Source organism: Bordetella tumbae, assembly GCF_054780995.1.
In genome coordinates this window covers 18,503-39,311 of the sequence record NZ_BAAGVG010000005.1, presented here as the reverse complement: position 1 = coordinate 39,311, position 20,809 = coordinate 18,503, and the positions used below count along the sequence as shown (strand labels likewise).

Here is a 20,809-nt window from a genome sequence, read left to right as displayed (position 1 = left end):
GATTTAACGGAGCATAGACGGTTCTATATAGAACGACGACGGCGGATCGACCGTTGTGCCAGCATTCCGACTAAGGCACACAGCGTAGAGACCACGGCGGATCCTGCCATGTCCATCGGCCAATGCAGTCCGGTGTAGACGCGCGCCCAGGCGACAATTGCGCCGAAAGCGGCCAGCACACCGGCTGTTTTCCAGCGGCGGTATAGCGCCATCGATGCTGCAATGGTCCAGATGAATGTGGCGTGCGAGCTCGGCATGGAGTTGTTGGCGGCGTGCTCAACCAAGGCCGGCCCGAATCCCGCCGCAAAAGGACGAGGGTGATAGGCGTATAGCTTGATGATGGATTCGACCAGGCGGGTACAGGCCAGGGCGATGGCGATCGCGATGGCAGGCTGCCAGTCACGCTCGCGCACGATCACTACCACTAGCACGGCAATGGCAAGATAGATGGGCAACTCTGTCATGAGCTTGCCCAGATAGACGCAGAGGTGAGAGGCGTCGGGCGCTGCACGCACAGACTCGAAGAGCCTGATATTCCAGTTTTCGAGCGCAGGGAGTGGATATAGGCCAGTCGTGGTCAAGTTCAGTGTTCGGCGAAAATTTCAGGGCGTCGCCAGTATGCTTGGCCGAGCGTCGAATTTTCGTTGAAGCGGTCTGGACGTTGACCGGCGGGCGGCTCTGGTCAGGTGCTGCCCAGCAAATCGTAGGAGTTCAGCAACTCATATACGATGGCGGGATTTCGATCCAGCCCGCGGCGTATGGCAGCGGGCAGCGTCTGCCGGGTCTTGTTGCACAGTCCGGGCTGGTCGGCGATATCGATTTGCAGGCCTCGTACGGTGCGGACTTCGTTCGGGCCCGGGGCCACTGTCAGAGACAGGCCCAACAATGCGTGCATGCGTTGCTGCATGTGCCGCAGGTCTTCCAGGCTGCTCAGGTTTTCTAGGCGTGCGACCAGTTTTTTTTCTTCTTCGCGGGTGAGCCTCAGAATGCGGATGTCCCCATCCGGCGTGGCGAGCAATCGCTCGCGATCGCAGATACAGGCCCCGGGCGGGCATTCCTGGCGGATGGGGAAAGGGACGTTCATAGCGCCTGAAACGGTACTACATTTACTTTGCGTAGACCAAATCACGCAGCCCCAGCGACAAGCCTGGCCAATAGGTGATCACCATCAAGCAGGCGATCACAACGAGTACGAACGGGATCAGGGGCTTGACGATGCGTTCCAGCGGTAGCTTGGCCACTGCGCAGGCGGCAAACAGATTCACACCAAAGGGCGGGGTAATCATGCCGAGCGCCAGGTTGACCACCATGATGACGCCGAAATGCACGGGTTCGATGCCGAACTGCATAGCCACGGGCAGCAGTAACGGGGCCAGCACGACGACCGAGGCCGACGTCTCGATGAACATCCCGATCACGAACAGGGCGGCATTCACGCCGAGCAGGAAAGCGGTCTTGTCATGAAAGAGCTGTGCTAGCCAAGCACCCAATGCATCGGGCACGCCGGCACGGTTGAGCAGGAAGCTGAAGACCCCCGCGTTGGCGATGATGAACATGATCACCGAGGTCGACACGACTGAGCGGTGCAGGGTCTCGGATAATGCGCGAAAGCTGAGCTTGCCGTAGACGAACTTGCCGACGATGACGGCGTACATCACTGCGACTACAGAGGCCTCGGTGGGGGTAAAGATACCGCCGTAGATGCCGCCCAGGATAATGACCGGCATCAAGAGAGCCAGCCAGGCGCGTTTGAATGCCGGCCATAGCGGCAGCCGGCCTTCGCCGTCACGTTTGCCCAGATTGTTGCGTTTGGCGTAGAGCCAGACATACAGCATCAAGGCGCCGCCGATAAGCAGGCCGGGTACCACGCCTGCAATGAACAGCTCGCCGGTCGAGGTATCGGTGGATACGGCAAACAGAATCATCGGGATCGACGGCGGAATGATGACGCCGAGCTCGGCGGCGCTGGCCTGCAGCGAGGCGGCAAAGGGAGCAGGGTAGCCGTGACGAATCATCGCCGGGATCAGGATCGCGCCTACGGCAAAGGTCGTCGCGACACTGGAGCCCGCTACGGCGGCAAAGATCATGCAGGTCAGCACGCAGGTGCAGGCCAGACCGCCTTGAATGCCGCCGACCACGCTTTTGGCGAACTCGACCATGCGTTCCGAGATGCCGCCGGCCTCCATGAGATTGCCGGCCAGGATAAAGAACGGAACCGCGACGAGGGGATATTTGTCCAGCGCCGCATAGAGTTGTTGCGCGATCACGAGCCACGGTAGCCCAGCGATCGATACGCCGGTGATGCTGGCCAGTCCGATGGCGACTGCTACGGGCACCGAGAGCCCGAAGAAGATCAGCATCGTGAGAATCATTAGTTGGGACATGACAGAAAGCCTGGATGCGATGCGTCTAAAGGAATGAGGAGAAATCAGCCTTGGGCGTCGTTGCGCACCGGGGCGGGCTCATCGGCGCCGAGTATCCATCGCGCCAATACCGCGATTGCGGCGAGCGATGCGCCGACGGGAATAGCCAGGTAAATCCAGGATATCGGGATGTTCAGACTGGGGACGTTTTGAAAACGCACGCGATACGTCATCTGGCCGCCGATCCAGGCGATGAATACCAGGAATGCGACGCAGATGATCGCGATGAGATGTTCCAGCAAACGTTGCTTGCGGCCCTTGAGCAAGTTGTGCAGCAGTTCGACGCTGATCATCGCGCCTTGACGAAAGGCCAGGGCGATGCCCAGCAGCACGGTCCAGATCAGCAGGGCGCGGGTCAGCACCTCGCTCCAGTCTGCCGGTGATTGCAGGATGAAGCGTGCAATGACTTGATAAAAGGCTGCCGCCGCCGAGGCGACGAGCAAAATCTGCGCGATGACCGATACGGTCTTGAACAAGCCGCGTTCGGCGAGACTGAGCATACGCATGGTGAATTCCAAATGCGGACGTGAGAGAGTGAATATCAAATAAGTGAGGCCGGGAAACCATGCAGGCAACCCGGCCGGGCCGAGACAGTCGGCTTACTTCGTATCGCGGATCGCGTCGATCAGCTTTTTGTCGAACTTTTTGTAGTACTCGGGATAAGCGGGTTCGACCGCGGCGGCGAATGCAGTGCGATCGACGTCCGTGGTGACTTGCATGCCTTCCTTGCGCAGTTGTTCGACGCCGGTTTTCTCGATGTTGTCGACGTAGTCGCGCATGGCCTGGGCGGAAAGCTTGCCTGCCTCTTTGAATTTGGCTTTGTCCTCGTCCGACAGGCTGTCATAGACGTTGGGCGACATCAGCACCAGGGCGGGGCCGTAGACGTGGCCGGTCAGTGACAGGTATTTCTGGACTTGCGAGAGCTTGGCCGAGGTGATCACCGACAGCGGGTTTTCCTGTCCATCGATGGTGCCTTGTTGCAAGGCGGTGGCGACCTCGGGCCACGCCATCGGCGTGGGCAGAATGCCAATCGCGCGGAAAGCCGTGATGTGAATGGGGTTTTCCGTGGTGCGGATTTTCAGGCCCTTGGCGTCGGCCGGCGTTTTCACGGGGCGGACGTTGTTGGTCAGGTGGCGGAAACCCTGCTCGCCCCAAGCCAGGGCGACGATGCCGCGGTCGGGGAATTTGGCGAGCATGTCCTGGCCAATCTGGCTGTCCAGGACATTACGGGCGTGTTGCAGGTCACGCAACAGGAACGGAATGTCGAACACGCCGGTTTCCGGCACAAAGTTCAGGGTCGCGCCCGTCGAGACAATGGCGAGGTCGATGGTGCCGATCTGCAGGCCCTCGATGACTTCGCGTTCGCCGCCCAGGGCGCTATTGGCGAATTGCTGGACCTTGTATTTGCCGCCGGTCGAGGCTTCGATGGATTTGGCAAAGGCATCGGCGCCTGCCCCATAGTGGGACGAGGTCGAGAGGGCATAAGCCATTTTCAGCGTATTCTGAGCGGCGGCGGGTAGCGCGGCGGTTACCGCGCAGGCGGCAAAAATCGTGGCGGCAAGCCAAGTCTTGCGCATGGTGTCTTCTCCTAGTTGGGGGAACGAATTCTAATGTTGTCGGTCGCATGTTACGCCCAGCGGGCATGATAGCGGCATTCACCTGACAATCGGCCATTGAAACGGCGATTGGTTACCATTGCGGAATGATGGATTTCCCTGATTCTCCTACTTCTGTGCAGCCGTCGGGGCCTGCGCGCGATACGCAACCGTCTGCGGCGTCGCCGTCGGACCGTCGCGAGACAAACCCGGCGCCAGGCAGCGCTGCGCCACCGCCTCGCGGCGGACGCAGAGGCCGTTTTCTGGCCACGCTGGCACAAGGGGCTCGCATGATGATGCGCGATGCGCGCGCGGGCGAGTTGCGGTTGCTGGTGCTGGCCTTGGTGGTGGCCGTGGCTGCTGTGACCAGTGTGGGGTTCCTGGCGGACCGGGTTGGCCGGGCGTTGGAGCGCGACGCCAGCCAGATGCTGGGGGCAGATCTGCTGCTCGATGCCGACGAGCCCATCTCTGCCGATTTCATCGCGGCCGCGCGCGACCGCGGGCTGGAGGTGTCCCGCACCCTGCAGTTTCCATCAATGGCCAGTGCCGGCGATGGGGCGCAACTGGTATCGCTCAAGGCGGTCGAGCCGGGCTACCCGCTGCGCGGCAGTTTGCGGGTCGCTGATGATCCGTACACCGAGGGGGCGGCGACGCGCGATATCCCCGCGCCGGGTACGGTGTGGGCCGACCCGCAGTTGCTGGCGCTGCTGGGCCTCAATGTCGGGGATACGATCGGCCTGGGCGACAGCCGGTTTCGCGTGGCGCGCGTTATTACTTATGAACCCGACCGGGGAATGCAGTTTGTGAACGTGGCGCCGCGCGTGATGATGCGGTCCGACGATTTGGCTGCGACTGGGCTGGTGACGCTGGGCAGCCGCATTGATTATGCCTTGCTGGCGGCCGGCGAGCCTGACGCGGTGGCGGCGTACTCCACGTGGCTGGGCGAGCATTTGCAGCGAGGGCAGAAGCTGGCCACGCTGGAATCGGGCCGTCCCGAGGTGCAGCGCACCTTGGATCGTGCGCAGCGCTTTTTGTCGCTGGTGGCGCTGCTGGCCGTGTTGATTTCGGCGGTGGCGGTGGCCCTGGCTGCCGGGCGGTTCATGATGCGGCATCGTGACGGGATCGCGGTGATGCGTTGCCTGGGGGCGGTGCAGCGGCAAGTCAGCCAGATGCTGGTGCTGGAGTTCACCCTGGTCGGGCTGGCCGCGTCGGCGGTGGGATGTCTGATCGGGTTCGCAGTCCATCAAGGGCTGGTGCTGGCCCTGGGCAGTCTCATTGATACTCAGTTGCCTGCGCCCTCGGGCGTGCCTGCCTTGCAGGGCCTGGTCACCGGCGTTTTGCTATTGCTGGGATTCGCTTTGCCATCGCTGGCACAGTTGCGTCATGTGCCACCCGCCCGGGTGTTGCGCCGCGACGCCGATACGCTGCGGGCTCGCAGTGTTATTGGGTATGTCTTTGGGGCCGTGGGCTTTGCCCTGTTGATCTGGTGGTTTGCAGGCAATGCGCGCTTAGGCGGGGTGGTCGCAGGCGGCTTTCTGGGGGCGTTCGGAGCGTTTGCGTTGGTCGCTTGGTTGTGTGTGCTGGGGCTGGCGCGGTTGCGCGGTCTGGCCGCAGGGATGCCGGCACTGCGTTTTGCATTGGCAGGAGTGGTGCGCCGCCGTGCCGCGACGATCACCCAGGTTTGTGCGTTGGCTATCGGGCTGATGGCGCTCTTGTTGCTGGCCATGACACGCACGGACCTGGTTGCGGGGTGGCAGCGCACGTTGCCGCCCGATGCGCCGAACCGCTTTCTGATCAATATTCAGCCTGATCAACGCCAGCCGGTGCAGGATTTCCTGACCGCGCATGGCATACAGAAGGCCACGCTATGGCCCATGATTCGCGGCCGTCTGGTTGCCGTTGATGGCAGCCCTGTCGGCCCGGCCGACTATGAGGAGCCTCGGGCCAAACGACTCGTCGATCGCGAATTCAACCTGTCATATGGCGATCAACTGCCTGCCGCCAATCGCATCGAGCAGGGCCGTTGGCTCAATCCTGCGGCGCGCGAGGTATCGTTGGAATCGGGGTTGGCGCAGACGCTGGGTTTATCTGTTGGCGATGTCCTGACCTTTGATATCGCGGGCCAGCAGGTCGATGTCACTGTATCGGGGACGCGCACGGTCGATTGGGACTCGATGCAGGTAAACTTTTTTGCGGTGCTGTCGCCTGCTGCGTTGGAGGGTTTGCCGCAGAGTTGGATTACGTCGTTTCATCTGCCGGCCGACCAGGCCGCGTTGCCGCGTGAACTGTTGCGGCAGTTTCCCAATTTGACAGTTTTCGACGTGGGCTCGATTCTGAATCAACTGCAGTCGGTGCTGGATCAGGTCATCACCGCTGTGCAATTGTTGTTCATCTTTACGTTGATGGCGGGCGTGTTGGTCCTGGCGGCGGCGTTGACGGCGACGCGGGACGAGCGCATCCGCGAGGCTGCCGTGTTGCGGGCGCTAGGGGCGACGCGTAATCAGTTGGCGCGGGCTCAGCGATTGGAGGTATTGGCGGTTGGCGGGCTGGCGGGGTTGTTGGCCGCGGCAGGCGCCAGCACGATTGCTTGGGCGTTATCGACCTATGTTTTCGATTTTCGGATTACGTTGAGCGTCTGGCCGTGGCTGGTCGGTGTGGGTGTCGGTATGCTGGCCGCTTGGGGCGGCGCTGCGCTGGCGTTGCGCGGGGTATTGCGTACGCCGCCTTTGCTGACGTTGCGAGAGGCCTGAGTCGCTGGGTGGCGATGTAGTCGCCTGGCGCGGTGCAAGGTCCAACGCCCTGATCTGATTTGTCGCCGGTGCGATAAGCTGTCGCGCCGGTTTTACGAGAAATGCAATGACTGTTACCCGTGTGCAACCCAAGACCGAGTCGCTGGAAACTTCGGTCACGTTGTTCGAGACCCTGGGCGGCGAACCTGCCATTCGTTCGCTGGTCGATCGTTTTTACGATTTGATGGAAATGGAGGCCGATTTCGCGGTGCTGCGAGGCGTGCATGGCCCCAGCCTGGACTCCGCCCGCGACAAGCTCTTTTTGTTCCTCTGTGGTTATTTTGGCGGCCCTAACTATTACATAGAGCGCTACGGGCATCCGCGTTTGCGAGCCCGCCACTTGCCGTTTTCCATCGGCCGCGTTGAGCGTGACCAGTGGCTGGCCTGCATGGGCCGGGCGATGCAGGACGAGGGAATGTCTCCTGAGTTGGTCGATCGTTTGTTAGAGGCCTTTTACGGCGTTGCCGATTGGATGCGTAACCGTGACGGCTGAGCGTGATCAGGACGCATCGGCGATTCAGAGACTGGCCTGGCAGGATCGGCCTGAGGGGGCCATGCTGTGCGATGTTCGTTTAGGGGTACCCGATCCCCGTCTGCTTGATCCGGCGTTTTATGGCGGTCGTGCCCGTCCGGTGGACGCGGGTGGGCGTCAGGCGGCCTGGTTTGTCGAGGGCGACAGCTGGCAAGGGGTCTTGCGTGGGTACCGCAGAGGCGGACTGGTTGCCAAGGTGAGCCGGGATGCCTATTTCTGGCAGGGTGAGGCTCGCACGCGCAGTTTTCGGGAATATCGGTTGCTGGCGATGATGCGTGAGCGCGGGCTCAGTGTGCCGGCGCCGCTGGCTGCGGCCTATTGGCGCCATGGGTTGACGTATCGGGCTGCGATCATTGTTGAACGGATTCCGGATGTTCGTCCGTTGGCGCATTTGTTGGATGAGCCTGTGTGGGATGCTGTGGCTACAGCGATCGCTGCTATGCACCGGTTGGGGGTGTGGCATGCGGATCTGAACGCTTTCAATATTCTGCTGGATGCTCGGGGGCAGGCCTGGCTGATCGATTTCGATCGCGGTACGGCAGGAGGGGTGTCTGCGCAGCGGCGACGGGCTAATCTGCTGCGGTTGCGGCGGTCGCTGGAGAAGGTGGGCGGTGAGCGTGGGGTTGCTTTGTGGGAGCGGGTGGATCGGGCTTATCGTGAGTGCATGGGGGATAGTGCTGGTTAGATTTGGGGTCTTGGTGTTCTAAAACCGCCGGGGTCTGCCGTGTAAAGGGGATGCCGACCCATTCGGCCGGTCTGGACGCCTGCGCGTCCAGACTTCCCTTCGCCTGGTGTGTCAGGCGGGGCGGCTGGGCAAACTCGCTCCGCTGCGCTCCACTCAAACATGCCCAGCCGACTTCCCCCCGCCTGACACACCAGGCTCGGCGGCCTCAACGGGTCGGCATCCCCTTTACACGGCAAACCCCGGCTCCGGTGTTTGGAATTCCACAATGCTCCTGCAGGGGCGGTCGTCGTGTGTCGGTGACATTTGAGTGGGCACCGGCGATGGTCGGCTAGCGTCAGCGGTCAGCCACTGTTGTGAGTTCCTGCCGGGGGCCAGAAAGCCGCACCGGGCCGTTGAGCGCGGATTTAGTCCGCGCAGCGGACCGAGCCCCCTGGTCATGGGGCGAGTCCGTGCGATAGGCCCGGTGCGGCTTTCTGGCCCCCGGCAGGAACGTCTAAATAGAGATCCCCTGCGCCTGTCTGGAACCATCTTCTCATGCCCGGATAGAGACTCTCTCCACCTGCCTGGACCAATCTCCCCCCTAATTCGCCGACAATCCCCCCGATCCCATAGTCAACCACCGGTAAAAAGGCTTTATCATTTTGCCCTTTAGCAATTTCGCATTCGCAGAATGCAGCAAAAGGGGCTCGCGATGAAGATAAAGGCGGGAATGCAGTGGACGCTAGGGGTAGCGTTGGCTGCGGCTGCTGCGTCCGGTGCATGGGCGCAGGACAAGGTCGTCAACGTTTACAACTGGGCGGAATACACGGCCCCGGACACGATTCCGGGGTTCGAGCGCGAGACGGGTATCAAGGTCCGCTACGACGTCTATGACAACAATGACACGCTGCAGGCCAAGCTGCTGACCGGGAAATCGGGCTACGACGTGGTCGTGCCGTCGACGCATTACGCCTCGCGTCAGATCCAGGGCGGCTTGTATCAAAAGCTGGACAAGTCCAAGATCCCCAACTGGTCGAATCTGGATCCCGACATCATGGCGCTGGTCGCTACGATCGATCCGGGTAATGAGCATGTGATTCCCTGGGGGTACGGCACCAACGGCCTCGGCTACAACGTTACCAAGGTCAAGCAGATCATGGGCGAGAACGCCGATCTGGCAAGCTGGGACATGTTGTTCAAGCCCGAAAACGCCGCCAAGCTGAAAGAATGCGGTATTTCCATGCTGGATGAGGCGGCGCAGGTGTTTCCTGCCGTGCTCAAATATTTGGGCAAAGACCCCAACAGCGAAAACGCCGACGATTACAAGGCCGCGCTGGATCTGTTGAAACAAATCCGCCCCTATATCCGCCAATTCAGTTCGTCGGGCTATATTGACGAGCTCGCGGTGGGCGATCTGTGCATGGTGTACGGTTTTTCGGGAGACGTGATGATCTCTCGCAAGCGTGCGCAAGACGCCAAGAAACCTTACGAAATCAACTATTTCATCCCCAAGGGCGGCGCGCCCGCGTGGTTCGATGTGATGGCTATTCCGAAAGACGCTCCTCATGTGGATGAGGCCCATGCCTTCATCAACTATATTGAGACGCCTAAGGTGCATGCGGCCATCACCAACACCATGTTCTATCCCAACGCCAACAAGGCCGCGCGGGAATTCGTGGTCAAGGATGTGGCCGAAAATCCGATGATTTATCCGCCGCCAGATGTTGCCAAGACACTGTATGTGATCAAGGCCCAGCCCATGAATATCCAGCGCCTGCAGACTCGCATGTGGGCGGAACTCAAGTCCGGACGATAGTGATCATGAGTGAAAGCCGTTACGCGGCGCAACATTCGGCAGACCCTGACGAGTTCGTCAAGGTCTCCGAATTGGTCAAGATTTTTGGCGACGTGGTCGCCGTGCGTTCGGTCAATCTGGCGGTCAAGCGCAATGAGATTTTTGCCTTGCTGGGCAGCTCCGGCTGCGGCAAGTCGACGTTGTTGCGCATGTTGGCGGGCTTTGAGGAGGCCACCTCGGGCCAGATCATGCTGGATGGCGAGGACATCACCAGTGTGCCGCCGTATCGGCGGCCGGTGAACATGATGTTCCAGTCGTATGCGCTGTTTCCTCATATGACGGTCGAAGCCAATGTGGCTTTTGGTCTGAAACAAGAGGGCGTGGACCGCGCGGAAATTCATGATCGCGTGTTCGAGGCGCTGAATCTGGTGCAGATGGCGGGCTATTCGCGCCGCAAGCCGCATCAATTGTCAGGCGGGCAACAGCAACGTGTCGCGCTGGCGCGCAGCCTGGTCAAGCGGCCGAAGCTGTTGTTGCTGGACGAGCCTATGTCTGCGCTGGATAAGCAGATCCGCCAAAAGACGCAGATCGAGCTGGTCAAGATTTTGGAGCAGGTCGGCGTGACTTGCATCATGGTGACGCACGATCAGGAAGAAGCCATGACCATGGCACATCGTCTGGCGGTCATGACCGAGGGTCAAATCGTGCAATGCGGCACGCCGCAGGATGTTTACGCGTTTCCGAATTCGCGCTTTGTGGCGGGCTTTATCGGTTCGACCAACTTGTTGACCGGCACGATTGTGGTGGATGAGCCCGATCATGTCGCGATCGAGTGCGCGGAGCTGACGCGTCCGCTTTATGTCAGCCATGGGGTGAGCGAACCGCTGGGTATGGAGGTTCACGTGTCTATCCGGCCGGAGCGGCTGGTGGTCTCGCGTGCTCAACCCGAGGGCGACTATAACTGGGCGCATGGCATGGTCAGCCATATGGCCTGGATGGGCAGCTACGCGCTGTATCAGATACGTCTGGACTCCGGCAAAGTCGTCGAGGCGAGCGTGCCCAGTCTGCAATTGGCCCTGATCGACGCGCCGGGCATTGACGAGGAGATCTACGTCAGTTGGAGCGCCGACAGCGCGACGGTGCTGGCGTCATGAAGCTGCCTGCACTACGCGACTTGATCCCGTCGGGGCGTACGCTGGCGATCGTGCCGCCGTATCTCTGGCTGGCGCTGTTTCTGCTGGTGCCGTTTTTTTTGGTGCTCAAAATCAGCTTTGCCGAGCTGCAGTTTGGCATCCCCCCGTATACGGCGCTGACGGAGTTCAAAGACGAGGCGGTGCAGTTCAGTCTGCATCTGGCGGGCTATATCCGGCTATTCACCGACAGCCTGTATTTGGACACATATCTGAGTTCGCTGAAGATGGCGGCCATCACGACGGTGTGCTGTGTACTGATCGGCTATCCGATGGCGTACTACATCGCGCGATCGTCGCCCTCGATACGCAATCTCCTGCTGTTGGGCGTGATTCTGCCGTTCTGGACGTCGCTGTTGCTGCGCGTCTATGCCTGGGTCGGCATTCTGCGTAATGATGGCTTGCTGAATAAGTTCTTGATGAGCATCGGGCTGATTTCCAGTCCGCTGGAAATTTATCGCACGGATCTGGCGGTCTACATCGGCTTGGTCTACGCGTATTTGCCGTTCTTTATCTTGCCTTTGTATGCCAATCTGGTGAAGATGGATTTGCGTTTGCTGGAGGCCGCCTACGATCTGGGCGCGCGCCCGTGGCAGGCCTTCTGGCGCATCACGGTGCCGCTGTCGCGTCCGGGGGTGATAGCCGGCGCCATGTTGGTGTTCATTCCGTCGGTAGGGGAATACGTCATTCCAGAAATGCTGGGTGGCGCCGATACCCTGATGATGGGGCGCGTGATGTGGAACGAGTTCTTCAATAATGCAGACTGGCCGATGGCGTCGGCGGTGACTTGCGTCATGGTGCTGCTGTTGCTGGTGCCGCTCGCGTTATTCCAGTACAGCCAGGTACGTCAACAAGACATGGCGACGCGGGGGCAAGCATGAAGGGGCCCAATAAAACGGCGCGCGGTTTGGCGTTGGGACTGGGTTACTTCTTTTTGTATGTGCCCATTCTCAGCTTGATGGTGTTTTCGTTCAACGACTCGCCGTTGGTCACGTCATGGAGCGGTTTTTCGTTCCGTTGGTATCACGCGTTGTTCAGCGACAGCGCGTTGCTGCGTGCGGCGTGGCTGTCGTTCAAGATCGCGGCATTGACGGCGACAGCGGCGGTGATCATCGGTACCTGGGCGGGCTATGTGCTGGGACGCATGGGACGGTTTCGCGGCTTTACCCTGTATTTAGGGATGCTCAGCGCGCCGCTGGTGATTCCCGAGGTCGTGCTGGGCATTTCGCTGCTGTTGATGTTTGTGGAAATGCGGGGACTGCTGGGCTGGCCGGCGGAAAATGGCACCTTTACCATCTGGGTAGGCCATGTCACGCTCTGCGTGGCGTATGTGGCGGTGGTGATCCAGGCTCGGATCCGCGATCTGGACCGCTCGCTTGAGGAGGCCGCGCTGGATCTGGGGGCGACGCCGTTGACGGTGTTTTTCCGGATTACGCTGCCTTTGATTGCGCCGGCCTTGATATCGGCCTGGTTGTTGTCGTTTACCCTCTCGTTGGATGACGTCGTGCTGGCGTCGTTTCTGTCGGGGCCTGGTTCGACGACCCTGCCTATGGAAGTGTTTTCGCGCGTACGGTTGGGACTCAAGCCCGAAGTGAACGCGCTGGCCACCCTGTTTATCCTGGCGGTGGGCATCTGCGTGATCGTGCTCAACCGTCTGCAACAGCGTAAGGAATCAGATTCAAAATGAAGCATCAGACAACGCTATACGGCTTGAACAAATGCAGCACTTGCGTCAAGGCGCGCGATTGGTTGTCGGCGCATGGTGTGGCGCACGAGTTCATCGATTACCGTGATCATCCCGTGCCCGCCGCCACACTGAAGGCCTGGGCAGGCAAGGTCGGTGGTTGGGAAAAACTGGTCAACCGTACCTCCATGACCTGGCGCGCCCTGTCTGATGAACGCAAGGCCGCGCAAACCGATGCCGAGTGGACGAAGCTCATTGCCGAGTATCCGGCCTTGGTGCGCCGTCCTGTGACGGTGACTGCCGATGGCGAAGTCACGGTCGGGTTCTCGGAAAAGCGCTACGGCGAGCGCTTTGCCTGACGATGGCAAAAGGTCCCGGGCCGGCGCTGCCCGACCATTTTTTTGATCGCGACCCCAGCCAGCTGGCGCGCGAATTGCTGGGCAAGGTCATCAGGCGCCGTCTGGACGGTTTGTGGCTGTCGGCGCGTATCATCGAAACCGAGGCGTATTACCTGACGGAAAAGGGCAGTCATGCCTCGCTGGGCTACACGCACAAGCGCCGCGCTTTGTTCATGGATGGCGGCACGGTGTACATGTATTACGCACGCGGCGGCGATTCGTTGAATTTCAGCGCAGGCGGGCCGGGCAATGCCGTGCTGATCAAGTCGGCGTATCCGTGGTCCGATGTCGTGTCTGGACCTGAGTCGTTGGCGCGTATGCAGGCACTGAATCCAGATGCCAAGGGACAGCCTCGGCCACCGGGCCGTCTGTGCGCAGGGCAAACGTTGCTATGCCGTGCGCTGGGCCTGAAAGTCCCCGAATGGGACGCACAGCGTTTCGATCCCAAGACCTTTTTTGTGGAAGACATCGGTCAATCGCCCGATCGTTTGATCAGCACGGCTCGCCTGGGTATTCCCGCGGGCCGGGACGAGCATTTGCGTTATCGCTATGTTGACCCGGTTTATGCGGCGTTTTGCACGCGTAATCCATTGCGTCGCGGGCAGGCGCCGCATCGCGACTATGACTGGATGGATCGCTACGGCGTGATCGTGCCCTGAGTCGCGGTCTGGGCTTCGTCGTATTGGCGTTGAATGCGAGCCCGCCATTCGGTGTATTTGCGGCGCATGCGCATTTTGTTCAACCGTTTGCTCCAGGCATACAACGGGATCAACGGCAGCACGCCGAATCCATCGATCAGATACATCCCTTTTTTGCCGTCGGCATTGTTGCCCAGCGCAATGTTTTTGGCAGAGAGGTCGCTGATGACGATATGCGCATCAATCAGGTCATCGAAAAAGGCGTCCAATTGATCGCTCAAGGTGGGAGAGATCCCCTCGCGGGCAATGATGGTGGCTAGCGTGGGGGCCAGCTGGCCATTGTCGTCGGTGATTTTTTCCACCAGTTGACCGAGCCCCAGTGTGGTTTGCGCCAGGCCGACCACGCGCGACATGGGGACGTTCCACACGCCCGACGGGACTGTCGTGGTGGTGACGTATTCAGAGAGCTCGTTCAGATAGACGCGATAGGCGCTTTCACGTTGGAACTGCTTGTAAAAGCGCTTGAGCGGCTTGCGTTCCAGATAGGCCGCGTAGGCGTCCATGTTGATGACCTTGATCAGCAACGCGGGTTCATGCGGATGCTGAAAGACGTAGCGGTCCGCGCCTCTGGCCAGTACCTGTGCGTGAGACAGGTCCAGAGGGCCGAACACGGCAGTAAAGCTGTTCGAGCGTATACAGGAGGTGTCTGCGGCGACGGGGGCAGGCAGGAGATCGGACTGTCTGGCGCCGTTCAAGGCATCCAGGGTAGAAAAATTTTGTTGCACAACGATGTTGGCGAATATTCTTTATGTTTCAGAATTGTCGAAGTTAAGCGGAATTTTCGCAACCTGAGGTTGCACTGGTGCCGATGGTCAGCCTCGGGCAAGAGCGATGCCGCACAGAGGAGGGGGCGTGGTGTAGGGGAGGCATATGCCTCGGATCTATAGCCTGGGATAGTGTTGTTCCCAGCCTACAATAGCGCTTTCAGGAGATTGCCCTTGATCGATGCTTTTCCGTGGGCGCAAGCCTTGCCTTGGATGACCGTGGCGGCCACTCTGGCCGCCTTAGTGAGTCTATTGATTCTAGTGCGCCTCTGGTTACGATCGCCTGAAGACTCGCACATCGATACCCTGATGGACGGCTTGGATCGCCTGGAGCGCGCGTTACGCGCGGATCTGGACGAAAGCCAACGGGGGCTGCGTACAGAGTTTGCCGAATCGACCCGTGGCTTGCGTACGGAGCTGGCGCAAGGCCAGGAATCATTGCGCGCCGCGTTGTCGCGCGACGCGCAGGCTGCGCGCGCCGAATATGCCGACTCCCTGGCACGGTTTTCGGCCCAATTCAGCGAAAGGCTGGAGGGCCTGGTGGCCTTGAATGACCGGCGTATGCAGGATGTGCGTCAGACGGTGGATCAGCGCTTGCAGGCTTTACAGGCAGACAACGGCGCGCGGCTGGATGAAATGCGGCGGACCGTCGATGAAAAACTGCATGCCACGCTGGAGCAGCGGCTCGGCGAGTCGTTCAAACTCGTGTCGGATCGACTGGATGCGGTGCACAAGGGATTGGGGGAAATGCAGTCGTTGGCTGCCGGCGTCGGCGATCTGAAGCGCGTGCTGACCAATGTGAAATCGCGCGGCACCTGGGGCGAGGTGCAGCTGGCCCGTTTGATTCAGGACGTCATGACGCCCGATCAATACGCCAGCAACGTCAAAACGGTGCCGGGCAGCGACGCGGTGGTAGAGTTCGCCATTCGGTTGCCAGGGCGCGCTGCAGGGGATGAGCCGGTGTGGCTGCCGATCGATGCCAAATTCCCCAAGGAAGAATACGAGCGCTTGATGGATGCTTACGACGCCGTGGATTCCGAAGGCGAACGTGCAGCGGGGGCGGCCCTGGCGCGAGCCGTGGAATTGCAGGCGCGCCAGATCGCTGCCAAATATGTGGCGCCACCGCATACGACTGATTTTGCGATCATGTTTTTACCGACAGAAGGCCTCTATGCCGAGGTTCTGCGCCGCCCCGGCTTGTTGGATAAATTGCAGAGTTTGCGTGTGAACGTGGCGGGACCGAGCAACCTGGCCGCGATGCTCAATAGCCTGCAGATGGGATTTCGCACGCTGGCGATCGAACAGCGCTCCTCCGAAGTTTGGCAGGTACTGCGTGCAGTGAAAACCGAGTTCGCGAAGTTCGGCGAGTCCTTGGCCAGTGTGAAAAAGACCTTGGATACGGCCAGCAGCAAATTGGGGCAGACGGAGGTGCGTACCCGGGCGATGCTGCGCAACCTGAAGACTGTCGAGGCCTTGCCCGACGAGGATGCGCAGCGGGTGCTGGGTGATGAGGGGTAAGTCGTCAATCGTGGTTGATGACGAACTGCACCTTTCCTGCCTGGCCTGATGTTGCTATGTCAAAGGCGGCTTCGTATTCGTGCAACGGAAACTCATGCGTGACGATGCGATCGAGCGCCGGAATCAGTGCAGGCAGCAGATCAATGGTGTCTTGCCACGTAGTGCGCAGGTGTCGTCCGTAGATACCTCGCACGGCGATTTCTCGCAGGATGACATGACGTGAAAGATCCAGGCCGATGTTGCCGTTCGGCAGGCCGGCCAGCAGCAGGGTGCCTCCGGGCCGGATAGCGGCCAACGCAGAGGCTATCCCTGCCTGGTTTCCGCTGGTGTCGATCGCTGCATCGACGCCACCATCACTGGGGTTTAATCTCATCAGCCGTTCATTGGCGTCGTCTGCGCTGGAATCGATGAGCGTGTCTGCGCCGACGGACTGCGCGAGCTGTAAACGCTGATGAGAGAGATCGGTCGCGATGATGTGTGTGGTACCGGTGGCTTTGGCGGCGGCGATGGCCAACAGGCCGATAGGTCCGCACCCGACGACGAGCAACTGTCCTGATCGTGCCTGTGATTCTCGAACGGCTCGCACACCGATGCCTAGAGGCTCCATGAGACAGGCATATTTGTGGTGAAGATCGGCCGGCAGAACACGCAGTAATTCCGACGGAACGATCGCATATTCGGCAAATGCACCGCAATCGAGGCGGCTGAATACCCGTAGATTCAGGCAGGTGTGGCCGCGGTCCGCGGCACATTGACTGCAGTGGCCACAGGGCAGATGCGTCTCGGCGGCGACTTTGTCCCCCGGTTTCATGTCGTGTACCTCATTGCCTCGATCGATGACAATGCCGCTGAATTCGTGCCCGAGCGCGAACGGAGGTTTGTAGCTTTTCGCGGCCCAGGCATTCCATCCGATGATGTGCAAATCCGTGCCGCAGATGGCCGCGCGGCTGATGCGCACCAGGACTTCGTTCGTCGCTAGAGCACGAAGCTGCCGGCGCGCCAGAGCAACGCCTCCGGGCATGGGTCGCTCTTTCATCAGGATCGGGTAACCCATGGGGAGGCTGAGCATGATGTCATTGCTCCTTGATGTTGGCGAACTCGGCGACGCGTTCCCAGACCTCGGCATCGTCGCGAATCTGAGTGGCCATGTCTTCGGAGGTGCCTGTCGATACGGTGGCGCCCAGGTCCTCTAGCCGGCTTTTTATCTCGGGCCGTTTGAGTGTGCGCTGCATGGCGTCATAGAGCGTGGCCTGGATGTCTTTAGGCAGGCCCGCAGGTGCCATGATGCCGTTCCAGAAGTCAGGTGCGTAGTCCTTGACGCCCAGTTCGTTAAAGGTGGGCAAGTCGGGTAATTGGGGACTGCGCGTTGCTGCCGCCAGACCGATAGGAGTGAGCTGCTTGGATTTTATGAAGGACATGGCCGAGGGCAGGGCGTCGAGCAAAATCGGCACTTGCCCGGCAACCACATCGCTCAATGCAGGGCCTGACCCGCGGTACGGAATGTGTGTGATGTTCAGGCCCGTCATCATTTTGAACTGCTCCATGGCCAGGTTCGTGGCGCCGCCCGCCCCTGAGCTGCCATAACTGTAGCGTCCGGGATTGGCCTGGAGGATCTGCATGAACTTCGGGTACGTGTTGCCTTCGAATTTGGGGTTGACCACAATCACGCCGGGAAAGCTCGAGAGCTTTGCGATCGGCGTGAAATCCTTGGTGATGTCGTAGTCCAGTTTTTTCACTGCACCGTTCGTGCCATGCGTACTGACATTCATCAGGCCAATGGTGTAGCCATCGGGCGTTGCGCGTGCCAGTTCCAGCGCACCGATCGAGCCGCCGGCGCCGCCACGATTGACCACGACGATAGGCTGTTTCAGCTCTTTGGATAGGCCTTCGGCAAAGATTCGTCCGACCACGTCTGTGGTGCCGCCGGGGGCGAACGGGATCACCAGTCGTATCGGGCCTGTCGGGTAGGCGGCTTGTGCCAGAGCGCTGCCGCCCAGCGTTGACAAAGCCATCGCCAGTCCCGTTATCAGCACCTTTCTGCGGGTGGGTTGCAACAGTTTCATTATGTCTCCTCCTGTGAAGCCTGCGTGATTGATTACACGGGGCGGTCGCCTTTTTGGACTTTTAGTGTGCGGTTATCGACTGCGGGCAGCATGCGGGCGGGATCGCGTGTCACGACGATGTCGATGACGGTGGGGCTCTCGCGATTCGCGAATCCTCTTTCGAATGCGCTGACCAATTGCTCGGGGTCTTCGACGCGGATACCCAGGCATCCCATGTGATTGGCAATATCCGCGTAGTTCATTTCATGCAGGTCTGACGACTGGTAGTTGCCTGCGCCGTAGACTGAGTGCTGCAGCGCCTTGACGTAGCCCGAGGCAGCGTTGTTAAAGACGCATAAAACGAAATTGGCGCCCAGGCGTTTGGCGGTTTCCATTTCGCCCATGGTCATGTTGAACCCGCCGTCGCCGGTCAGTGCGACGACGACACGTTCTGCGCCGACGCCGATCTTGGCGCCCATGCCACCAGGTACGCCGTAGCCGATGGAGGCGAATCCCCGGTCAGCGACAAAGTGCCGGCCAGCTTGTTTGGTGTCGAACAGCAGGGCTCCCCAATGTGCGGCAAAGCCTCCATCGGCCACCAGGACAGCGTCTTTGGGCAGGATCCGGTTGAGTTCGCCCAGGATGCGGCCGATGTTGACAGGAGTTTCTTTGGAGGTGGTGCGATCCTTGGCCGTCTCGTTCCATTGGGCCAGTTTTACCGGGACCTCAGCCAGGTACTCGGCGCGTTGTGCCCGGCGTGAATCCCCATTGCCGAGCGCGCTGGCAATGTCTTCGAGAGCGAGGCGTGCATCGCCTACCAAGGCGACATCGGCCTTGGTGGTGCGGCCGATTTCCTCTGCTACGACATCGATATGGATGAGCGGCGTGGCAGGGGGAATGATGGTGAATCGCTTGGTCGCCACCTCGCCTAATTTGCAGCCCACGACGATGAGGCAGTCGGACGAGGCGATCAGCTCATTGGCGATGCGGTCGTATCGTCCAAACACGCCTGCCGACAGTGGGTCTGTGCAGGCAATGGCGCCTTTGCCGCTCATCGTGTGCGCGACGGGAATGCCTTCGCTGCGGGCCAGCGCGAGCAGGGCTTCGTGTGCTTGAGAGATATGGACGCCGCCGCCCGCCAGAATGAGCGGGCGCCTGGCATTGCCGATCAGCGCAACGGCTCGCGCGAGATCGTCGCCTGCGGGGCGGGTGCGGCGTGACTGAAAGGTCGCGGTCGCGGGATCGGTGAACAGATCAGCGTCGTCGAACGTATGCTCGCCGTGAGAGATGTCTTCAGGAATGGCGATCACTACCGGACCGGGACGGCCCGAGGTCGCTACCGCAAAGGCGCGCCGCACGTGCTCGGGGATGCGTTGGATGGCTTCGACTCGGATGACTTCTTTGCACACGGGACGCAGGACTTCCAGTTGCCGGGCCTCCTGAGTCATGTTTTTCCAGGCATGATCGCGATGCGCATCGGCGACGATCGCGACGATGGGGATGCCGGCATTGAGCGACTCGGCCAGGCCTGTGACGAGATTGGTCGCCCCTGGCCCTAGCGTTGCGTCCACGATGCCGACGCGATTCGTGACGCGAGCGTAGGCGTCTGCGGCAAATACGCCGCAGCGTTCATCGTTGATCAAGGTGTGCCGCAGTCCGAGCGCCCGGCAGGCTTCGTAAAAGGGCAGCAATTGAAATCCACCCATTCCGAATAAAGGGCCGACTTCATATCGTTTCAGCATCTCTGCTACCGCTGCGCCACCACTCAAGTGGTGTTTTTGTGTCGTCATCTGTGTCTCCGTTGTTAGGTTTAATCGTGAGATAGCTGTAGTGCGAATGTCTGAGCGGTCATGCCTAACGAGGCGCCTGCCTCAATGGCAGTGCGATTCAGCGCCGATATCACGCCCGTGCGATAACTGGACTGCGCGTCGCCGATACGGGCGGTCCAGGCGCTGACGCAGGCTGCGGCAATGCCTCGTTCATCCAAGGCAGGCAGCCTCGACGTACCAGCCTGATCTATCCCGACGGCTGCATCGTTGAACACGATGGCGCGGACATCAACGCGCACGGCAGAGCCTGGATCATCGCCAAGCAAGCCTCCATGCGATCCGCAGATGACGATCTTTCCTGCATCTGTCGCGGTGATGAGCGAGTTGGAGTCGACCAGCGTGACCTCGCCGCCGTTGGATAAGCGCACGACACTGCGGTGTTCGGCGTCAGCGTGGGCGATGTCCGTCTCGAGCGGCCCCGGGGAAGCCCGGCAGGCCAGGGTTTCCAGCGCGTGACGGCATGTGTCTCCTATCACGACGCCCAGGCGTGCCGCGATGGCGTTGGCGTGGGAAATACGCCCGCGTTGATGACCGTCTTGGCCATTTCCGATACGGGCCGACAGATGGCCGATGGTGGCTGCAGGGATTCCGGCCGCTTCGAGAATGGGCAATGCGGCAACGCCGGCCTGTTCCAGGCCGACCCCTGCGTCACATAGGATGACGCCCCGCAATCCCATTGATAAGGCGAGCGAGCCGCAATAGCTGCCCCCGTGTGAGGCGCAGTACGCCACGGTGTCGTGAGTGTGCGGAGGGACTTGCGTGATGCTGTCGAAAATCAGTATATTCATTTATGTTCCGTTTAACGGAATAAATGGTCTGTTAAATGAAAGTATAGAGAGGCTGGTGGATAATTTCAATATGGAACACACAACAGGCAAGCCAACAGGG

20 protein-coding genes are annotated in these 20,809 nt (G+C 60.4%); 10 read left to right on the top strand and 10 right to left on the bottom strand.

From position 1 onward, the window contains the following. Positions 1-23 precede the first annotated feature (23 nt). The 5 genes from ACYVI2_RS04405 to ACYVI2_RS04385 all read right to left on the bottom strand — a co-directional run bounded on the left by ACYVI2_RS04405 (position 24) and on the right by ACYVI2_RS04385 (position 4,000). Positions 24-581 (bottom strand): phosphatase PAP2 family protein, encoded by a 558-nt coding sequence (locus ACYVI2_RS04405; RefSeq protein WP_415819434.1) that lies wholly within the window; start codon positions 579-581, stop codon positions 24-26. A gap of 101 nt (positions 582-682) precedes the next feature. Then, positions 683-1,084, bottom strand: coding sequence for a hypothetical protein (locus tag ACYVI2_RS04400; protein ID WP_415819433.1), 402 nt, complete (start codon positions 1,082-1,084; stop codon positions 683-685). Between the two features lie 22 nt (positions 1,085-1,106). Beyond that, the gene (locus ACYVI2_RS04395; protein ID WP_415819432.1) at positions 1,107-2,384 is read right to left on the bottom strand and encodes a TRAP transporter large permease; all 1,278 of its coding nucleotides are present in this window, start codon (positions 2,382-2,384) and stop codon (positions 1,107-1,109) included. A 44-nt stretch (positions 2,385-2,428) separates the two neighbouring features. Then, entirely contained in the window at positions 2,429-2,929 is a 501-nt protein-coding gene (locus ACYVI2_RS04390) for a TRAP transporter small permease (RefSeq protein ID WP_415819431.1), read from the bottom strand. A 93-nt stretch (positions 2,930-3,022) separates the two neighbouring features. Further along, complete coding sequence (locus ACYVI2_RS04385) at positions 3,023-4,000, bottom strand: TRAP transporter substrate-binding protein (RefSeq protein WP_415819430.1); 978 nt, start codon at positions 3,998-4,000, stop codon at positions 3,023-3,025. Between the two features lie 308 nt (positions 4,001-4,308). Here ACYVI2_RS04385 and ACYVI2_RS04380 point away from each other — a divergent pair, with 308 nt between their 5' ends. The 9 genes from ACYVI2_RS04380 to ACYVI2_RS04340 all read left to right on the top strand — a co-directional run bounded on the left by ACYVI2_RS04380 (position 4,309) and on the right by ACYVI2_RS04340 (position 13,729). Continuing rightward, positions 4,309-6,768, top strand: a complete 2,460-nt coding sequence (locus ACYVI2_RS04380) for an ABC transporter permease (RefSeq protein ID WP_415819580.1) — start codon at positions 4,309-4,311, stop codon at positions 6,766-6,768. Between the two features lie 106 nt (positions 6,769-6,874). Continuing rightward, positions 6,875-7,300, top strand: a complete 426-nt coding sequence (locus ACYVI2_RS04375; protein WP_415819429.1) for a group II truncated hemoglobin — start codon at positions 6,875-6,877, stop codon at positions 7,298-7,300. 61 nt (positions 7,301-7,361) lie between these two features. Continuing rightward, positions 7,362-8,024 (top strand): 3-deoxy-D-manno-octulosonic acid kinase, encoded by a 663-nt coding sequence (locus ACYVI2_RS04370; protein WP_415819579.1) that lies wholly within the window; start codon positions 7,362-7,364, stop codon positions 8,022-8,024. A 691-nt stretch (positions 8,025-8,715) separates the two neighbouring features. Then, on the top strand, positions 8,716-9,819 hold the full coding sequence (locus ACYVI2_RS04365) for a polyamine ABC transporter substrate-binding protein (protein WP_415822131.1): 1,104 nt from the start codon (positions 8,716-8,718) through the stop codon (positions 9,817-9,819). Positions 9,820-9,824: 5 nt separating this feature from the next. Continuing rightward, entirely contained in the window at positions 9,825-10,952 is a 1,128-nt protein-coding gene (locus ACYVI2_RS04360; RefSeq protein ID WP_415822133.1) for an ABC transporter ATP-binding protein, read from the top strand. Then, complete coding sequence (locus tag ACYVI2_RS04355; RefSeq protein ID WP_415808922.1) at positions 10,949-11,869, top strand: ABC transporter permease subunit; 921 nt, start codon at positions 10,949-10,951, stop codon at positions 11,867-11,869. The genes ACYVI2_RS04360 and ACYVI2_RS04355 overlap by 4 nt, the downstream gene beginning before the upstream one ends. Next, positions 11,866-12,675: an ABC transporter permease subunit gene (locus ACYVI2_RS04350; protein ID WP_415822134.1), complete on the top strand. Its 810-nt coding sequence runs from the start codon at positions 11,866-11,868 to the stop codon at positions 12,673-12,675. The genes ACYVI2_RS04355 and ACYVI2_RS04350 overlap by 4 nt, the downstream gene beginning before the upstream one ends. Next, positions 12,672-13,031, top strand: coding sequence for an arsenate reductase (locus ACYVI2_RS04345; protein WP_415822136.1), 360 nt, complete (start codon positions 12,672-12,674; stop codon positions 13,029-13,031). Before ACYVI2_RS04350 ends, ACYVI2_RS04345 begins: the two co-directional genes overlap by 4 nt. A 2-nt stretch (positions 13,032-13,033) precedes the next feature. Then, entirely contained in the window at positions 13,034-13,729 is a 696-nt protein-coding gene (locus tag ACYVI2_RS04340; protein WP_415822137.1) for a DNA-3-methyladenine glycosylase, read from the top strand. Here ACYVI2_RS04340 and ACYVI2_RS04335 read toward each other — a convergent pair. Continuing rightward, positions 13,708-14,403, bottom strand: a complete 696-nt coding sequence (locus tag ACYVI2_RS04335) for a YrbL family protein (RefSeq protein WP_415822153.1) — start codon at positions 14,401-14,403, stop codon at positions 13,708-13,710. The two genes, ACYVI2_RS04340 and ACYVI2_RS04335, sit on opposite strands and share 22 nt — an antisense overlap. A gap of 342 nt (positions 14,404-14,745) precedes the next feature. Between ACYVI2_RS04335 and ACYVI2_RS04330 the strand changes: the two genes are divergently transcribed. Beyond that, positions 14,746-16,050, top strand: coding sequence for a DNA recombination protein RmuC (locus ACYVI2_RS04330; protein ID WP_415822155.1), 1,305 nt, complete (start codon positions 14,746-14,748; stop codon positions 16,048-16,050). A 4-nt stretch (positions 16,051-16,054) separates the two neighbouring features. On the opposite strand, the gene ACYVI2_RS04325 is transcribed toward ACYVI2_RS04330, so the two are convergent. The 4 genes from ACYVI2_RS04325 to ACYVI2_RS04310 are packed head-to-tail and all read right to left on the bottom strand — an operon-like array spanning position 16,055 to position 20,709. Continuing rightward, positions 16,055-17,119, bottom strand: coding sequence for a zinc-binding dehydrogenase (locus ACYVI2_RS04325; protein WP_415822138.1), 1,065 nt, complete (start codon positions 17,117-17,119; stop codon positions 16,055-16,057). A 4-nt stretch (positions 17,120-17,123) separates the two neighbouring features. Beyond that, positions 17,124-18,113: a Bug family tripartite tricarboxylate transporter substrate binding protein gene (locus ACYVI2_RS04320; protein WP_415822140.1), complete on the bottom strand. Its 990-nt coding sequence runs from the start codon at positions 18,111-18,113 to the stop codon at positions 17,124-17,126. Positions 18,114-18,145: 32 nt separating this feature from the next. After that, the gene (locus ACYVI2_RS04315) at positions 18,146-19,882 is read right to left on the bottom strand and encodes a thiamine pyrophosphate-binding protein (RefSeq protein WP_415822141.1); all 1,737 of its coding nucleotides are present in this window, start codon (positions 19,880-19,882) and stop codon (positions 18,146-18,148) included. A 20-nt stretch (positions 19,883-19,902) separates the two neighbouring features. Continuing rightward, positions 19,903-20,709 carry a hypothetical protein gene (locus ACYVI2_RS04310; protein WP_415822142.1) on the bottom strand — a complete coding sequence of 269 codons (807 nt, stop codon included), beginning with the start codon at positions 20,707-20,709 and terminating at the stop codon, positions 19,903-19,905. Positions 20,710-20,809: the final 100 nt, after the last annotated feature.

Coding starts and splice junctions, on each gene's coding strand:
- ACYVI2_RS04320 (WP_415822140.1), bottom strand. CDS start 18,113: ATGAAACTGTTGCAACCCACCCGCAGAAAGGTGCTGATAACGGGACTG.
- ACYVI2_RS04400 (WP_415819433.1), bottom strand. CDS start 1,084: ATGAACGTCCCTTTCCCCATCCGCCAGGAATGCCCGCCCGGGGCCTGT.
- ACYVI2_RS04355 (WP_415808922.1), top strand. CDS start 10,949: ATGAAGCTGCCTGCACTACGCGACTTGATCCCGTCGGGGCGTACGCTG.
- ACYVI2_RS04310 (WP_415822142.1), bottom strand. CDS start 20,709: ATGAATATACTGATTTTCGACAGCATCACGCAAGTCCCTCCGCACACT.
- ACYVI2_RS04365 (WP_415822131.1), top strand. CDS start 8,716: ATGAAGATAAAGGCGGGAATGCAGTGGACGCTAGGGGTAGCGTTGGCT.
- ACYVI2_RS04350 (WP_415822134.1), top strand. CDS start 11,866: ATGAAGGGGCCCAATAAAACGGCGCGCGGTTTGGCGTTGGGACTGGGT.
- ACYVI2_RS04360 (WP_415822133.1), top strand. CDS start 9,825: ATGAGTGAAAGCCGTTACGCGGCGCAACATTCGGCAGACCCTGACGAG.
- ACYVI2_RS04375 (WP_415819429.1), top strand. CDS start 6,875: ATGACTGTTACCCGTGTGCAACCCAAGACCGAGTCGCTGGAAACTTCG.
- ACYVI2_RS04385 (WP_415819430.1), bottom strand. CDS start 4,000: ATGCGCAAGACTTGGCTTGCCGCCACGATTTTTGCCGCCTGCGCGGTA.
- ACYVI2_RS04390 (WP_415819431.1), bottom strand. CDS start 2,929: ATGCGTATGCTCAGTCTCGCCGAACGCGGCTTGTTCAAGACCGTATCG.
- ACYVI2_RS04330 (WP_415822155.1), top strand. CDS start 14,746: ATGACCGTGGCGGCCACTCTGGCCGCCTTAGTGAGTCTATTGATTCTA.
- ACYVI2_RS04380 (WP_415819580.1), top strand. CDS start 4,309: ATGATGATGCGCGATGCGCGCGCGGGCGAGTTGCGGTTGCTGGTGCTG.
- ACYVI2_RS04325 (WP_415822138.1), bottom strand. CDS start 17,119: ATGCTCAGCCTCCCCATGGGTTACCCGATCCTGATGAAAGAGCGACCC.
- ACYVI2_RS04340 (WP_415822137.1), top strand. CDS start 13,034: ATGGCAAAAGGTCCCGGGCCGGCGCTGCCCGACCATTTTTTTGATCGC.
- ACYVI2_RS04345 (WP_415822136.1), top strand. CDS start 12,672: ATGAAGCATCAGACAACGCTATACGGCTTGAACAAATGCAGCACTTGC.
- ACYVI2_RS04370 (WP_415819579.1), top strand. CDS start 7,362: ATGCTGTGCGATGTTCGTTTAGGGGTACCCGATCCCCGTCTGCTTGAT.
- ACYVI2_RS04395 (WP_415819432.1), bottom strand. CDS start 2,384: ATGTCCCAACTAATGATTCTCACGATGCTGATCTTCTTCGGGCTCTCG.
- ACYVI2_RS04315 (WP_415822141.1), bottom strand. CDS start 19,882: ATGACGACACAAAAACACCACTTGAGTGGTGGCGCAGCGGTAGCAGAG.